The 15,270-nt window shown below is 48.5% G+C and carries 15 protein-coding genes; 11 read left to right on the forward strand and 4 right to left on the reverse strand.

What is annotated here, in order from left to right; genetic code table 11:
* Window positions 1-81: 81 nt before the first annotated feature.
* The 3 genes from M654_RS04265 to M654_RS04275 all read left to right on the forward strand — a co-directional run bounded on the left by M654_RS04265 (window position 82) and on the right by M654_RS04275 (window position 2,320).
* Window positions 82-1,260, forward strand: coding sequence for an amidase (locus M654_RS04265; protein ID WP_026588785.1), 1,179 nt, complete (start codon window positions 82-84; stop codon window positions 1,258-1,260).
* Window positions 1,261-1,377: 117 nt separating this feature from the next.
* Window positions 1,378-1,860 carry a MarR family transcriptional regulator gene (locus M654_RS04270; protein ID WP_372708720.1) on the forward strand — a complete coding sequence of 161 codons (483 nt, stop codon included), beginning with the start codon at window positions 1,378-1,380 and terminating at the stop codon, window positions 1,858-1,860.
* Window positions 1,861-1,879: 19 nt separating this feature from the next.
* Window positions 1,880-2,320, forward strand: a complete 441-nt coding sequence (locus M654_RS04275; RefSeq protein ID WP_026588783.1) for a hypothetical protein — start codon at window positions 1,880-1,882, stop codon at window positions 2,318-2,320.
* A 1-nt stretch (window position 2,321) separates the two neighbouring features.
* On the opposite strand, the gene M654_RS04280 is transcribed toward M654_RS04275, so the two are convergent.
* The gene (locus M654_RS04280) at window positions 2,322-3,542 is read right to left on the reverse strand and encodes a pulcherriminic acid synthase (protein ID WP_026588782.1); all 1,221 of its coding nucleotides are present in this window, start codon (window positions 3,540-3,542) and stop codon (window positions 2,322-2,324) included.
* The gene (locus M654_RS04285; protein ID WP_026588781.1) at window positions 3,539-4,288 is read right to left on the reverse strand and encodes a tRNA-dependent cyclodipeptide synthase; all 750 of its coding nucleotides are present in this window, start codon (window positions 4,286-4,288) and stop codon (window positions 3,539-3,541) included. The genes M654_RS04280 and M654_RS04285 overlap by 4 nt, the downstream gene beginning before the upstream one ends.
* A 479-nt stretch (window positions 4,289-4,767) precedes the next feature.
* On the opposite strand from M654_RS04285, the gene M654_RS04290 reads away from it, so the two are divergent.
* Entirely contained in the window at window positions 4,768-5,991 is a 1,224-nt protein-coding gene (locus M654_RS04290) for an MFS transporter (protein ID WP_026588780.1), read from the forward strand.
* An 18-nt stretch (window positions 5,992-6,009) separates the two neighbouring features.
* Here M654_RS04290 and M654_RS04295 read toward each other — a convergent pair whose 3' ends face one another.
* Window positions 6,010-7,209, reverse strand: coding sequence for an MFS transporter (locus M654_RS04295; protein ID WP_026588779.1), 1,200 nt, complete (start codon window positions 7,207-7,209; stop codon window positions 6,010-6,012).
* A gap of 201 nt (window positions 7,210-7,410) precedes the next feature.
* Complete coding sequence (locus M654_RS04300) at window positions 7,411-7,932, reverse strand: hypothetical protein (RefSeq protein WP_026588778.1); 522 nt, start codon at window positions 7,930-7,932, stop codon at window positions 7,411-7,413.
* A 247-nt stretch (window positions 7,933-8,179) separates the two neighbouring features.
* Between M654_RS04300 and M654_RS04305 the strand changes: the two genes are divergently transcribed.
* The 7 genes from M654_RS04305 (at window position 8,180) to M654_RS04335 (ending at window position 15,264) form a co-directional block, all read left to right on the forward strand.
* Window positions 8,180-10,246 carry a bifunctional rhamnulose-1-phosphate aldolase/short-chain dehydrogenase gene (locus M654_RS04305; RefSeq protein WP_026588777.1) on the forward strand — a complete coding sequence of 689 codons (2,067 nt, stop codon included), beginning with the start codon at window positions 8,180-8,182 and terminating at the stop codon, window positions 10,244-10,246.
* Window positions 10,247-10,297: 51 nt separating this feature from the next.
* Entirely contained in the window at window positions 10,298-10,666 is a 369-nt protein-coding gene (locus M654_RS04310) for a sensory rhodopsin transducer (protein WP_026588776.1), read from the forward strand.
* 16 nt (window positions 10,667-10,682) lie between these two features.
* Window positions 10,683-11,903: an L-rhamnose isomerase gene (gene rhaI, locus M654_RS04315; protein ID WP_026588775.1), complete on the forward strand. Its 1,221-nt coding sequence runs from the start codon at window positions 10,683-10,685 to the stop codon at window positions 11,901-11,903.
* Window positions 11,900-13,366, forward strand: coding sequence for a rhamnulokinase (locus tag M654_RS04320; protein ID WP_026588774.1), 1,467 nt, complete (start codon window positions 11,900-11,902; stop codon window positions 13,364-13,366). The genes rhaI and M654_RS04320 overlap by 4 nt, the downstream gene beginning before the upstream one ends.
* A gap of 77 nt (window positions 13,367-13,443) precedes the next feature.
* Window positions 13,444-14,205, forward strand: coding sequence for a DeoR/GlpR family DNA-binding transcription regulator (locus M654_RS04325; RefSeq protein ID WP_026588773.1), 762 nt, complete (start codon window positions 13,444-13,446; stop codon window positions 14,203-14,205).
* 82 nt (window positions 14,206-14,287) lie between these two features.
* A complete protein-coding gene (locus M654_RS04330; protein WP_026588772.1) occupies window positions 14,288-14,839 on the forward strand; it encodes a DJ-1/PfpI family protein in 552 nt (183 codons plus the stop codon).
* Window positions 14,840-14,958: 119 nt separating this feature from the next.
* A complete protein-coding gene (locus M654_RS04335) occupies window positions 14,959-15,264 on the forward strand; it encodes a metal-sensing transcriptional repressor (RefSeq protein ID WP_026588771.1) in 306 nt (101 codons plus the stop codon).
* Window positions 15,265-15,270: the final 6 nt, after the last annotated feature.

Genomic DNA, 15,270 nt, shown 5'->3' on the forward strand with positions numbered 1-15,270 from the left:
GAAGATTTTATCACCATTTTGTTTCCTCAACTGTCTGCCGCAGGTTATCGTTGAAGCAGGCTTGCTGAAGGGGGATGTCAGATGGAGAAGCATTGGGATGCATTTATAGATGAGAAGCTTGAAATGGCACCAGAGAACAGCGCTGGAAGCTTAAAGAATACGATTTTTGCGGTTAAGGACGTTTTTGCCGTAAAAGGTCATGCGAATGCCGCGGGAAATCCGGATTGGCTGAGGACGCACGGTCCTTCTGAAAAAAATGCCGCAGTGATCGACCTTCTGCTTATGGAAGGGGCGAGGCTGAAAGGGGCGACACATACAGATGAACTGATGTACAGCCTGAACGGGGAAAATGCCCACTATGGAACACCGGTGAATCCAGCAGCCGAACAGAAGATTCCCGGAGGCTCATCAAGCGGTTCTGCCGTAGCGGCCGCTAGCGGTTTGGTCGATTTTGCCCTCGGTACGGATACGGGCGGCTCTGTCAGGATTCCTGCGTCATACTGCGGCATCTTCGGATTTCGACCGACTCACGGAGCGGTATCGACAGAGGGTGTGATCCCGCTTGCCAAAAGCTTTGATACAGTTGGCTGGATGGCGAAGGATATCGGCGTCTTGCATACTGTAGGCCGCGTCCTGCTGGGCGGAGGAAACAGCGTCCGGAAGGGGTTTGACAGACTTTATTTTGAAAAAGAGGCATGGGGGATGCTTGAAGATCAAGATTTGGCGCAAGTCTATGCGTACGCCAAGGATTTGATCGGCGGCGAAATGGCTTGGATCAATGCGGCGGACCATGGGCTGCCTGAGTGGCAAGAGATGTTCAGGGTGTTGCAAGGCTTGGAAATTTGGGAAGAACACGGAGAGTGGATCACACGTGAAAAGCCGGTGTTCGGCCCGGGAATAGCAGAGCGGTTTCAATGGGCCGCAACGCTAAAAAAAAGCGATCATGAACACGCGTTGACAAAAAGAGAAGCGATCAAAAGAAGGCTTTCTGATTTGCTCGGAGACACCGGCCTGCTTGTTATTCCGACGGCACCCGGCACTCCGCCGCTCCGGGGATTGCAGGAATCAGAATTAGAGGAAAGAAGGGCCCGCACCATTCAGCTGACATGTATAGCCGGACTGGCCGGGCTGCCGCAGATTACGATCCCTTTGTCCGCCAAAAATGGAGAGCCGCTCGGATTATCATTGATTGCCGGTTGGAGACAAGACTTAAAGCTTCTGTCGTGGGCGGAAAGGCTCGTGTTGTCGCTTCAACCGTGAATTGAAAGCATATGATGCCTCCGCATCATATGCTTTTTTTGTCAAGATGCTTGCGGAAAACATTGTTAACTGGTAAACTATAAAATAGTTAACCGGTTAACGATAAAGAGAAAGGAAATGAAAAGAGTGGAAAACAGCACATATGAACAGGCATTTCAAGCCGTACAGGAATTTATCCTGAAAAGGGAAAAGCGGGCTCAGCACGAACAGCAGACGCTTGCGAAGGAAGCTTTTCAAAATGATGAAGGGATGCACAAGAATTGGACGCTGACACAGCTTCACATCGTCTCGATCATCAATGAGAGCGAAACCCAGGTCAACAATGCTTTACTTGCCGCACAATTGCATGTGTCAAAGGCGGCCATTACAAAAGCCGTCAATGTTCTGATGAAGCACAACATGATCGAGTCGCACAAAAAACCAAACAACAACAAAGAATTATATTACACATTAACAGAGGAAGGAAAAAAGCTGGCTCGTGTCCATGACCGCATGCATGAAATCGCCAAACAGCGCTACAGCAGTCTGTTTGCGCAGTTCTCAGAATCTGAGCTGCAAACGGTCATCCGCTTTTTATATGAATGGGCAAAACACATCTGACAGCGAGAGAGGTATTCTGATGAATAGAGAAGAAGCAAAACAATTTTTAAGCCGAATGTATCAAGATATCGTTTCAGAAATGAATATTGAAAAGATTCCTGCGTACTTCAGCAGCGGCTATGTTCAAGTGACAGACGGCAAAAAAATGGATCTTGGCGAATTGACAGAGCACATGCTGACATTAAAGGAAGTGACCCGTTCGATATCGGTTTCACCTTTTCAGCTATTTTTATTTGATGAGGATCTACAAAGTGCAACATTGAGATATATGGTCGAGGTCGCCAAAAAGGATGGAAGCAGCGGGAAGATCGAATTAATCGCCATTTTCAAGCTGGACAATCATCAAATCATTTCCTGCCATGAACTCTCAAAGGTAATGGAAGGAGGAGGCGGTTTTGCCGGGATGGCCAGTATAAATGAAGGGAAAGCCTCCCCGTGGGAGGGGGAGGCCTTGTCATAAGCTAACGTTTTTGATCAAACAATATTCGAAGTGAGACGGGGCCGCGCGTATACAGACCTGTCTCGCGGTAAACGAAGTCTTTCTCCAGCTTAATGTTCCGCATATGGTCCAGGACGATGTTTGCGACAATCTCGATTTCCGTCTTGGCAAAACCGGCTCCTACACAATTGTGGACGCCTGAACCAAATGCGAGATGCCGGGCCGCGCCGCTGAATGCGCTTTTGATATCAAGATCGCCGCGGTGGATGTTGAATTCATCCGGCCGTTCAAATGCCTCAGGATCGCGGTTGGCGGCGCCGATCATACAGAATACAGTCGTTCCTTCCTTCAGTTTGACACCGCCGATTTCCGCGTCTTGAGACAACTGCCGCGGTATCAGCTGAACCGGCGGCTTATAGCGCAATGTCTCGGCAATCGCTTTCGGCAAAAGTGTACGGTCTAAAAGGACAGCGTCCATTTGCTCGGGATGGTGCAGCAAATGGTAGATCATCAGCGCGAGCGTCTTGTCAGCCGGTTCTGTAGCGGCAAGCAGGATGTTGAGGATCAGCGCGCGGATATCCCTGTCCGACATGGCCACACCTTCGTAATCTGAAGTACAGAGAATGGATATTAAATCTTGTCCGGGATTTTCGCGCCTTTCCGCGATGATTGGATTCAAATATTCAGCAAGCTGTTCGCTGCAAGTCAGGGAATGCTTGCGGTCTTCCGGCGACTGATTCAAACTGGTGATGAAATCGGCGACCCCGCTGTGCCAATGTCTGACCGTTTTATGATCAGTCTTGTCCAAACCTAAAATGTCCATTGTGACGCAAACAGCGAAGGTTTTGCCAAAATCGTTGACAAGGTCGATCCGCCCTTTGTCCAAATGCGGCGCCAAAAGCCTTTCGGCGTTCTCTTTGATGAGCGGAGTAAGGTGATCAAGGGATTTGCCCATAAAACGGCGCAGCACAATTCTGCGTTTCGCCGCATGTTCTTTGCCTTTCATCTGCGCCAGTACAGGTCCGCGCATCACAGGCTCCGCCCGTTTGGCGAGCGATTTCGTCGTAAAGACGTCCTGATTCTGAAGCACGTGGCGGACATCCTGATATCGGCTGATGAAATAGCTGTCAAGCGATTCTTCATAATGCACGGGATCTGATTCGCGAAGGTATGAGAAATATTTGTACGGATCCTCATGGTATTGTTCAGACAACACGCTGAATGTTTTAAGCGATTGATTCATACTCGTTCCTCCTGCATGTTTTTAGATTCCATGCTGCCGTCCGGTTCGGAAACCATCAGATACCCTTGATTCGGGCGCATTCTGACGGCAAATTCATTTCTTGAAATCCGTTCACCCAGCTTCCAGGGCCGGTGGTAAGCAAGAAGTGTTTCTTCCACGCCTAAAATATCCGGAGCGCCGATGAAAAACGGAAGCTCGGCAATGACGTATTCAACTGCAAGATTCAGCATGGCGTCATTCACATCTCCAATGGCAAGCTGAGTCCCGCGGGCTCGTCCAAGGATCGCCGCATGGGACATGTCCAAGCATGCCTGGCGGAAATGCGGCTGCTCGCTAAAGGCGTGCTCAACTTCCTGACGCAGGCTAATGTATGCGGTCTGTTCTGCAAAATCCGAGAATGTATGGATCGCTTCCGGGTTTCCGCCGTGCGCCACGAGCGCTCTTTCAGCAAATCTTCTGTTTCGGGAGACCTCTTTTCTCACCTTTCGTTCGGCTTTTCCTTTTGGAGTGCCGAGCGCTTCAAGGAGGTTGGCGGCTTCCTTACCCGCCAGAAGGACGGAAACATCTTGAAATTCATCGAGCGCCCAGCCGATGAGACGGTATATATAGTCGTCAGAGAATCGGCTGTTAAAAGGGCTGATCCCAATTAAAACATGGCGGCGGCGCGTCAATATTTCATGGCAGTTTTGAGACAGCGTCTCTGTTTTGAATAAGCTGTGCTTGCTCTCAATCATAAGCTCTGTCATTGATTTCCTCCTTAGCGGATATAAGATTTTAAAATCAATGATGCATCGTCATACGGCTGATCGAGCTGGGAATAGGCTGATTTCGTTTCGGCATAAATCATGAAGAAAGTGTGGGGGTATGGACATTTGTTCAAGTGAAACATAAAGGTTTACTAGTAAACAATAGTCATTTTATCCCTAACTTTTCCAAGTGTCAACACGATTCTATGCAAAAATATGAAAATATTCGCAATATACCTCATTGAAACTGAGCATATGTAATTAGATGTAAAGCGGGATTCTTCATGATTCAAGGTGTCTTCGCTTGAAGAGGACGCAAATATAAAAGGTATGTAAATAGACGTAAAAATTGTTAAAAATCCCATCGTTGACATTTATTATTGGGGAGGTTACAATTAATTTTGTTAACTGGTAAACAAAAGTTGTGAAAGAAGATCATATTGTTCACGAATAAACAAAATAAGGCAGGCGGTTTTCAAATGAAACCCTTGAAATTAAATTCTTCTTTTGTCTTGTATTTAGTGTGTATGAGCGCGTTTTTTGCTTCATTAAATCAAAATATTTATTCACCTATCATTCCTTTGATTAGAGATTCGTTTCACGTTTCGGTTGCGATGGTGAATTTGTCCGTTTCCCTATTTATTTTCATTACAGCGGTGATGCAGATCATTCTTGGCTCGCTTGTCGATTTTAAAGGTGCGAGGTTTGTTGTGATCGCAAGCATTATCCTGACCGTCATCGCCACGATCGGCTGTGCCGCCGCTCAGGATTTTACTTCGTTTCTTATCTTCAGGGTGCTTCAGGCTGTCGGGACGGCAGCGCTTCCTCTCGTCGCAGCCACGACGATCGGCCGATTGTTTGAAGGAACGAAGCGGGGCAGTGCAATGGGTACTTATCAAATGCTGCTTTCCGTAGCGCCCGCAGCGGCGCCGATTCTGGGCGGCTTCATCGGCGAACGCTTTAACTATCCGGGTATTTTTTGGTTTTTGGCCGTGCTGTCCGTCATTTTGTTTTTGGCGAACGCGTTTTTCTTTCCGCGGGAGAACGGAAGAAAGAAGACGAACCTGACCGTAAACAAACTATTGTCACACTACAGGGACATATTCAAAAACAGGACGGGGAACGCGATTCTCATTTTAAGCTTTTTCATTTTTTTCATTTATTTCTCCATCATCGTTTATTTGCCGATTTTATTAACGGACAGGTATCACCTTGATCTGAACATCGTCGGTCTTCTTTATTTGCCGGTAGCGGTCAGCACGATTGTCGGCAGCATACTGTTCAAATCGATTCAAAAGAAAGTAAAGCTCGGACGCCTGTTTTTGTACGGCAATTTAACGGCGGCCGGAGGCATCGTGTTTTTCGGCTTTACGCATACGTTCTCACTTGTTTTCATGTCCGTCGCCCTGGTCCTTTTCGGCATCACAATGGGGCTCATCCCGCCGCTGTTCTCGACGATGATGACGAACGAATTTGAGGAAAGCAGAGGCAGTGCGATGGGGCTGTTTAATTTTATCAGATATACGGGTATGGCCGCAGGACCTGTCCTGTCGGGGATTTTTTTAGAAAGGCTGTCATCGGTTTTTGTATTTGGCTGTTTCGGAATCGCATATGCGGCCGTCAGTCTGGTGATGTTGATGGCTGTGCTGAAAACGCGGCAAACAAACACAACAAAACAGCATGAAAAAGCTGCCAGATCATGAGTCTGGCAGCTTTTTTTGTCACATTCGCTCTGTTTCCCACATCGCTTTCGTCTGTCTTTTTTCAGACGCATAAGCAAACATCGTCAGCATCAGGCCGCATAAGGTCATCAGCGCACCGCCTGTGGCAAGGTATGTGTAATAGCCGGACGCATTGAGAATGAGTCCGCCGATCCATGCCCCAAGCGCATTGGCCAAATTAAAAGCCGCAATGCTGACAGAAGTGGCAATCGTTGTTCCGTATTCGGACGCGGCCACGACTTTTGTTTGCAACAGCGGCACCGTTCCAAAGGCACCTGCCCCGAATAAAAAGGTAACGATGATGGCGCCGGCCGGATGTCCGGTTACAAAAGGAAAGACGGCAAGGATCGACATCAATGCGATCATCACGCCGATCATCGTGCGGGTTAATAAATGAAACGGAACTTTCCCCGCATAGAAATTGCCGACGACACCGCCAAAGCCATAAGCAAAAAGGGAAGCGGTAATCCCAAGGCTCCCAAAGCCGGCTGAGTGCCTCAGCATCGGTTCGATAAACGTATACGCGATGAAAACGCCTGAATAGCCGAAGATCGTAATGGCAAAAGAAAAGAGAACCTGTTTATTTTTAAACACACCCCATTCGTGGATCAGTTTTGGCACTACTTTTGGCTTTCTGTGCGGCACGGTCATAAGAATGCCGATAAAACCGATCAACCCGAGGCATGCGACCATCGCAAAAACAACCCGCCAGTTGAAAAGGTCGCCCAAAAAAGAACCGAAAGGAACGCCCAGCATCAGTGCGATGGTCAAGCCGCCATTCATGGAGGCTGCGGCGGCAGCGCGTTTTTCAGGCGGCACCATTTCGCTGACGAATACCATTGTCGTCGCAAAAAATGCGCCATGGATGGATGCGGATAAAATTCTGGATATCAATAAAACGGTGAAATTTGGCGCAAATATACTGAGTGTATTGGCTATTATAAAAATCCCCATCAAGCCCAGCAATACCGGTTTGCGCGGCAGTTTCACCGATAAGATCGTCACGATCGGCCCCGTCAGACAAACGCTTCCCGCATAAGCCGTGACCAAAAGGCCGGTGGAAGAAATCGGGATAGAGAGATCGTTTGAAATAGAGGTTAATATGCCCATCACAATGTATTCCGTAAAGCCGATGGAAAACGTGCAGATCATAAAAATCATGATGATCAGTTTGACTGGTGTGTTGTGTTTTCTGTTCATCGCTATCCCTCCTCTTTAAAAACATGAATTTATATATTAAAAAATGAAAAGGAGGATTTCAAGAGCCTTATGCAGCCGAATGTCTTCTGCCGAGCTAACGGCTGGCGGCAAAAAAAGCACTGACAAGAATGTCAGCGCTTTCCGCGAATTTCAATTTTTTTATTTTGGCTGCTTGGTCTTCTTTACATGCCCGTCTTTAGATCAATTCGATCTGACCAGGACGGAAGACACTTCATCATTCCACGTTCTCGATCCGTCGCCGACCGGCCCCAGCAGATTATACAGACCGCCGGTGTTGGCGAGCGCAAGGGCATTGCCGCCGCCATTGGCATCGATGTAAACATATGTGTAATTGCCGTGAGGATGGGTTCTGACAGATGAAACGGCATCATTGGCGTTTCCGGCAAGGTTGGTCATGACATTGGCATATGCCTGAATGGACCATCCTCCTCCGTTGATGTTTTCATAAAGCGTACTGTAAATCCGGTCTGCCGGGAAAAATTTGTGTTTCGGTTTTACGGGATGCTGTTTGACATATTGGTCAAATGCGATTTTGTTGTTAAAACTAACGGCCGTCTGTGTGCCATCTTCATCTTGAGTAAGTACTTGATAATGTGAAATCTTCTTGTTCCCCTCTTTAGCCTGTGCGCTGTGTTGGACGCTTCCGAACAGCACGAGACCGAATAGGCTGAGAAAAGCGAGCAGTCTGACAGCAATTTTCATGTTTAAAACCTCCTTATTTTCCACACGTCTTTGGTGTGGTCTATGCAAGGTTACTATAAGTAATGATAGATTACAATATATACCATGTAAAATAATTCTATTTTCTTACGGAAATATAAATTATGATATGTTGTTCCTTGTTTAACAAAATCGCGCGTTAAAAAAAACGCTTACAAAATAAATCAATATATGATACTCTAAAAACAAAAATATTCAAAAGTAAACAAACAAAAACGGAGTGATTGATATGGTGGAATATTTATGGTCTGATGAGAAAGCTGCCGAATGCACCGGTCTTGCTGAACTCGTGTACCGCTCCAACCTGATCGGCTCTGACCGTTCGGTTTGCAACTGGGGCGGCGGCAATACTTCGATGAAAACGGTAGAAAAAGATTTTCGCGGCCGTGACATTGATGTGATGTGGGTCAAGGGCAGCGGATCAGACTTGGCGGCCATGACAGCCGAGCAGTTTACCGGATTGAAACTCGAGGACATTCAGCCGCTGATCGAGCGCGAGCATATGACTGACGAAGAAATGACAGCTTATCTATCCCATTGCATGATCGACGGCAGACACCCGCGGCCATCGATTGAAACGCTTTTGCATGCTTTTCTGCCCTTTCCGCACGTGGACCACACACATCCGGATGCCATCATCAGCATTTGCTGCGCTGAAAACGGGAAGCAGCATGCAGAAGAGATTTTCGGCAGCCGTTTTGTATGGGTTCCTTATGTACGGCCTGGATTTGCTTTATCCAAAATGATCGCCCAAGGGGTGAAGAACAACCCGAATGCGGAGCTTGTGCTGATGGAAAAGCACGGTCTTGTCACATGGGGCAAAACGGCAAAAGAAAGCTATGATCAGACAATTGCCGTGATCAGGGAAGCGGAAGCGTATATTAAACGGCGGTCAGCCGAGACTCAACCGTTCGGAGGCAAGGCGTGTGATGCGCTTCCGGCTGATGAACGAAAGCGCATCTTTGCAGACATCATGCCCGTTATCCGCGGCCTTGTCAGTGATCAAAAAAATCTGCTCTTGACATGGAGCGATTCGGATGAAGTGCTGGAATTCGTGTCAAGCAAACATGCTCCGGCGCTTTCACAAATCGGCGCCGCCTGCCCGGATCACCTCGTTCATACAAAGCGCGTTCCGGCATACATCCCGTGGAACCCGTCTGAAAACGACTCAAACCGCCTGATTGAATTGATCAAAACAGAGATCGCCAGATTTAAAGATGAATATAAAGCCTATTTTGAGCGAAACAAGCAGGAAGGAGACCGCATGTTTGAACCGGCGCCGCGCGTCATCCTCATCCCGGGACTCGGTATGGTCACAACCGGAAAAAGCCTGGCGATGGCGAAGGTGACCAGGGATTTATACCATCGGGCGATCGCCGTCATGAAAGGGGCGGAAGCCCTTGGAAACTTTGTTTCTCTTCATGAAGAAGAGTCCTACAATGTTGAATATTGGCCGCTTGAACTTTATAAGCTGACACTTGCTCCGCCGGAAGCCGAATTTTCCCGCAAGACGGCCTTTGTGACGGGAGGAGCTGGAGGAATCGGCAGTGAGACGTGCCGCCGCCTTGCTGCTGAAGGAGCGCACGTCATCGTCGCTGATATTAATCAGGAAGGTGCAGAAAAAACGGCGGCGGAGATTAATGAACAGTACGGAGGGGAGCGGGCGGCGGCCGTCCGGCTCGACGTGACGAAAGAAGAGGAAGTGCGGCAGGCTTTCAAAACAAGCGTCCTCAAGTACGGGGGAATCGACATTCTTGTCAATAATGCGGGGCTTGCCACATCAAGCCCGCTTGATGACACGAGCCTTGAAGAATGGAATCTGAATATGAATGTGTTGGGAACAGGATATTTCTTAGTCGCCAGAGAAGCTTTTAAACAAATGAAAAAACAAAATAACGGTGGAACCATGGTGTTCGTCGGCTCCAAAAATTCCGTCTATGCAGGCAGGAACGCTTCGGCATACAGTTCCGCAAAAGCGCTGGAAGTCCATCTGGCGCGGTGTATCGCCGCCGAAGGCGGAGCGTACGGAATCCGCGTGAACTCCGTTCTTCCTGATGCCGTTCTTCAAGGATCGGCGATCTGGGATTCGAAATGGCGTGAAGAAAGGGCGGCCGCTTACGGGATTGAGCCGGACCGTCTTGAGGAGCATTACCGGAAGCGGACGGCTCTGTCCGTCAATATTTATCCCGCTGACATTGCTGAAGCGATCGCTTATTTTGCTTCGGATAAGGCGGCAAAAACAACTGGGTGTATGCTGACGGTTGACGGAGGCGTACCGGCTGCATTTTCAAGATAATCGAAAAAGCGGCCTGAGGGCCGCTTTTGAAGACAAAGGGGGAAAAGGGAGATGAAAGGTGAAAGGCATTGGATCATACCGGACGGCTTTATCCCGCCTCAAAGCTCCGGGAGTCTCACCAGCCATGAATCGATTTGCGTTTTGAATTGCCATGAGGAGGATGCGGAGCTTCACATCACAGTCTATTTTGAGGATCGGCCGCCGCTTGAGGGGATGGTGGAGACGGTTGGCGGCAGAAGAACAAAACATATCCGCACAAGCTCGCTGGAGACATCGGGAGCGCGTATTCCCGAAAATGTTCCTTATGCCATTGAGATTGAAAGCAATCTGCCCGTTATCGTCCAGTACAGCCGGATGGATACAACACAGCCTGAACTGGCTTTAATGTCGACAATGGCGTATCCGCTACCAATAAAATAAAGGGGATGGGTGTACAATGAGTGATCAATCTTACGCTTTATTTGAACAGCAGCAGAAAGACAGGGGGATCAGCCTGACGGAAGCAATCGAAAAAATGAAAGCGCTTAAAATCGAAACGCCTTCATGGGGGTACGGAGATTCGGGCACACGTTTTAAAGTGTTTCAGCAAGAAGGTGTGCCAAGAGATCCTTTTGAAAAAATGGAGGATGCCGCAGTTGTCCATAAGCTGACTGGCGTTTGTCCGTCCGTTGCCATCCATATTCCATGGGACAGGGTCGATGATTATGCAAAGCTGAAAGCACACGCCGAAGATCTGGGTGTTGCGATCGGGGCCGTCAATCCGAACCTGTTCCAAGACGATGACTACAAATTCGGCAGCATTACCAATGTAAAAACGGAGATTCGCAAGAAAGCGACAGACCATCTGCTTGCATGCGTGGACATCGCAAAACAAACCGGCTCAAAGGAAATCAGCCTCTGGCTTGCCGACGGAACCAACTATCCGGGGCAGGCTGACATGAGAAAGAGGAAAAGCTGGATGTATGAATGCCTGAAGGAAGTGTACGCGGCGCTTGCTGATGATATGCGGCTTCTGATTGAGTATAAATTTTTTGAGCCGGCTTTTTACCATACCGATTTGGCGGACTGGGGCATGGCCTTCAATCTGGCGCAAAAGCTCGGTCCAAAGGCTGATGTGCTCGTCGATACCGGCCACCATCCGCAAGGAACGAACATTGAACATATTGTTGCCTATTTACTCGATGAGCAGCGTTTGGGCGGCTTTCATTTCAACAGCCGCAAATATGCGGATGACGATTTAATCGTCGGCGCCCACAATCCGTACGAATTGTTTCTCATTTTTTATCAAATTTTAGACGCCTCCCGCGATACTGACCCACATGTGAGGAGGAAAGCGGAACAGATTTCCTACATGCTTGACCAATGCCATAATCTTGAGCCGAAAATCCCGGCTGTGCTGCGCTCGGTCGTCAATGTACAGACCTATTATGCAAAAGCGCTTCTCATCAATTTTGAAGAAGTCAAAGAAGCGCAGGAAAACCACGATGTCCTTGCTTGTGAGGCGGCGGTGCGCGAAGCTTTTGAACTGGATGTGAAGCCGCTTCTTCATGCCGTACGCGAGGAGATGAATGTCCCGGCCGATCCGCTGAAAGCCTATCAGGAAAGCGGATATGCCAAAGAAATCCTCGTGCGCGGCAAAGGCGGTGCAAGCTGGTGACAATCTTGGCATTTGATCTCGGGGCGGGCAGCGGAAGAGCTTTTGCAGGGTATGTTGACGACAGCCTGATCAAAGTGCGGGAAATTCACCGTTTCGCAAATGAGCCCGTTCAAGCGGGGAAGCATCTGTATTGGGACATTCTCCGCCTCTTTCATGAAATCAAACAAGGGGTGTTGAAAGCGAAAAACGGCTGCGGCCGAATCAGCTGCATCGGGATCGATTCCTGGGCGGTTGATTTCGGCCTCCTTGATCAAAACGGAGAATTGCTGGGAAATCCTTATCATTACCGCGATCCCCGCACAGAGGGTGTGATGGAGGAAGTATTTGAAAAAATAGGAAGGGAAAAGATATTTGCACATACGGGCATTCAGATGCTGCCCTTCAATACGATGTTTCAGCTTTACGCGCTGAAACGGGCGAATTCTCCACTCCTCGAGCGCGCTGAGACGCTTTTAATGATCCCCGACTTGCTCCGTTACTTCTTGACAGGCGAGAAAAAAAGCGAATGGACCAATGCGACAACCACCCAGCTGTTTAATCCGACAATCTCCGGCTGGGATCGTGAACTGATCAGCCGCCTCGGTCTTCCGGCTGCGATTTTCCCAAACGACATCCTCAAACCCGGAAGTGAAGCAGGGCGCCTTACATCATCTGTATGCGCAGAATTGGATGTTCCGGCAGTGCCGGTGATCGCGGTCGGTGAACACGATACGGCTTCGGCGGTTGTCGGCGTTCCCGCGGAAACGAAAGACTTCGTCTACTTGATCTGCGGGACGTGGTCGCTGATCGGAACGGAGCTCGACAGGCCGATCATGAGTAAGGACGCTTTAGACTGGAACTTTACAAATGAAGGCGGTGTCGGCGGGACATTCCGTTTCCTGAAAAACATTATGGGATTATGGCTTTTTCAGCGCTGCCAAGCCGATTGGGAAAAAAGGGGGCTTATGTTTACGAACGAAGAACTTGTCAGGCTTGCCGGACGGTCCGCTCGTTTTAAAGCGGTGCTCGATCCTGATGACAGCATGTTTCTCAATCCCGTCAATATGCCTGAAGCGATTCAGACCTACTGTCGGAACACAAACCAGGAGGTGCCGGAAACGCCTGGAGAGATCATCCGCTGTGTCCTGGAAAGCCTTGCGTTCAAATACCGTTTTACCTTGGAGCGGATCGAGCGGCTGACCGGAAAACAGTACGAAGGGCTTCACATGGTTGGGGGAGGCATTCATAATGAGCTGCTCTGCCAGTACACGGCGAATGTATTGGCCAAAAAGGTCTGGGCGGGGCCTTCCGAGGCGAGTGCGATCGGCAATGTTGCCGTTCAGGCGATGGCGCTTGACATGTTTTGGGATGTTCAGGAAGCGCGTCATGCCATTAAAGCCTCCTTTCCGCAAAAAACGTACACACCTGAAGATGTGCGGGCCTGGGAAGCGGCTTATCAACATTATTACGAACATATTCTGTAGCGTCTCTTCCCGCTGAACCGCTGATGCGCTATCATGGAGAAAACAGTGATTTTTCAATAGAGGAAGGAAGTAAACGGATGCTTGTAGCTGAAAGACACCAAAAAATCGTTGAGCTTGTCAATCTGCGTTCGAGCGTGCGCGTCACCGAGCTGAGTGAAATTTTCTCCGTCACGGAGGAAACGATCAGGCGCGATTTAGAAAAGCTTGAAAAAGAAAACAAGCTGAAAAGAAGCCATGGGGGCGCCGTCAGTGTACAGACCGAGGAAGCCGAGATTCATTTTCGAAAACGGGAGATTACAAACGTCGCGGAAAAGAAAATGATTGCCTATGAAGCCGTCAAGCTTGTGGAAAGCGGGGAACGGATCATCCTCGATGCCAGCACGACGGCGTGGTATATGTCCAAAACGCTCGGAAACATCCCGCTGACCGTCATTACGAATTCAGTCAGAGTGGCGATGGAGCTTGCGAAAAAAGAAAAGATAACGGTGATTTCCACCGGAGGGATGCTGCTTCCTGAATCGATGTCATTTGTCGGGCCTCTGGCGGAACGTTCCCTTGATTTGTATCACGTCAACAAAACGTTTCTCTCATGCAAAGGCGTCGATCCCGAGAGCGGCTTAAGCGATTCAAACGAATGGCAGGCCCTCTTGAAAAAGCGTATGATCGACATCGCCGACCAGACGATTTTAATGGCGGACAGCAGCAAATTCGGCAAGCGGGCATTTTCGCAGATCGACCGGCTTCACGACGGATATCACATCATCGCGGATTCAGGGATCGATCAAGGAAGCCTCGAAGAGCTGAAGGAGAAAACCGAACAGATCACCATTGTCGGCTAAATCAGGTCTGAGCACTTTGGTTTTAAATTACAGCCCGATTCAGATAAAATAGAAGAGTAAAAAAAGAAAGGAGATGTTTTTGATGGCGAAGAAAGTGTTGATTGTAACAGGTGACGCTGTGGAGGCATTAGAGGTGTATTACCCTTATTACCGCTGTCTTGAAGAAGGTTTTGAAACAACGATTGCCGCGCCTAAAAAGAAAAAAATCCATACGGTTGTTCATGACTTCTTAGATTGGGATACATATACGGAAAAACCGGGCTATTTAATTGATGCGCACGCTTCATTTGACGAGGTCGACCCTTCCGAGTATGACGGCCTGATCATCCCCGGCGGACGAGCGCCTGAGTTCATCCGGATGTATGATTCCTTATTAAAGATCGTCGCCCATTTCTTTGAAGAAAATAAACCTGTCGGTGCCATCTGCCATGCGAGCCTGATTTTCACAAGCCTGAGAGAACATCTGAAAGGCCGTGAGCTGACGGCTTACATTGCCTGCAAACCTGAAGTTGAAGCGGCTGGCGCGACATACATCGAAGAAAAGCTCCATGTGGAAGGAAACCTTGTTTCAGGACACGATTGGTCGAATCTTCCTGAGTTTATGAGGGAATTCTTCAAAGCATTAAATAAATAAAAGCGAAACAGACACACCCCGCAGCCAATGCGGGGTATCTTTTTTTAGACATGTTTCCTTTTGCATTTTATAATGGTAACAAGGTTGTGGCAGACTATAACTGAAAGAGAGGTGTTCCGATGTCAGAACATCATGATGATCATATGCTTAACCCTAAAAGTTCCAAAGAAAAGGAACAGATCAAAAACCGCTTGAAAAGAATCGAGGGACAAGTCAGAGGTATTCAAAACATGATTGAAAACGACCGCTATTGCGTCGATATTTTGGTGCAAATCTCCGCCGTTCAGGCGGCCATGCAAAAGGTGGCTTTCAGCCTGCTGGAAAATCATACACACCACTGTGTAGCCAACGCCGTGAAAAAGGGCGAGGGAGATGAAGCCATTGAAGAGCTTCTCGATGTATTTAAACGGTTTTCAAAATCATAACGTATT

Origin of the sequence: Bacillus sp. NSP9.1 (genome assembly GCF_000465465.2) — a bacterium.
Taxonomy (GTDB): Bacteria; Bacillota; Bacilli; order Bacillales; family Bacillaceae; genus Bacillus; species Bacillus sonorensis_A.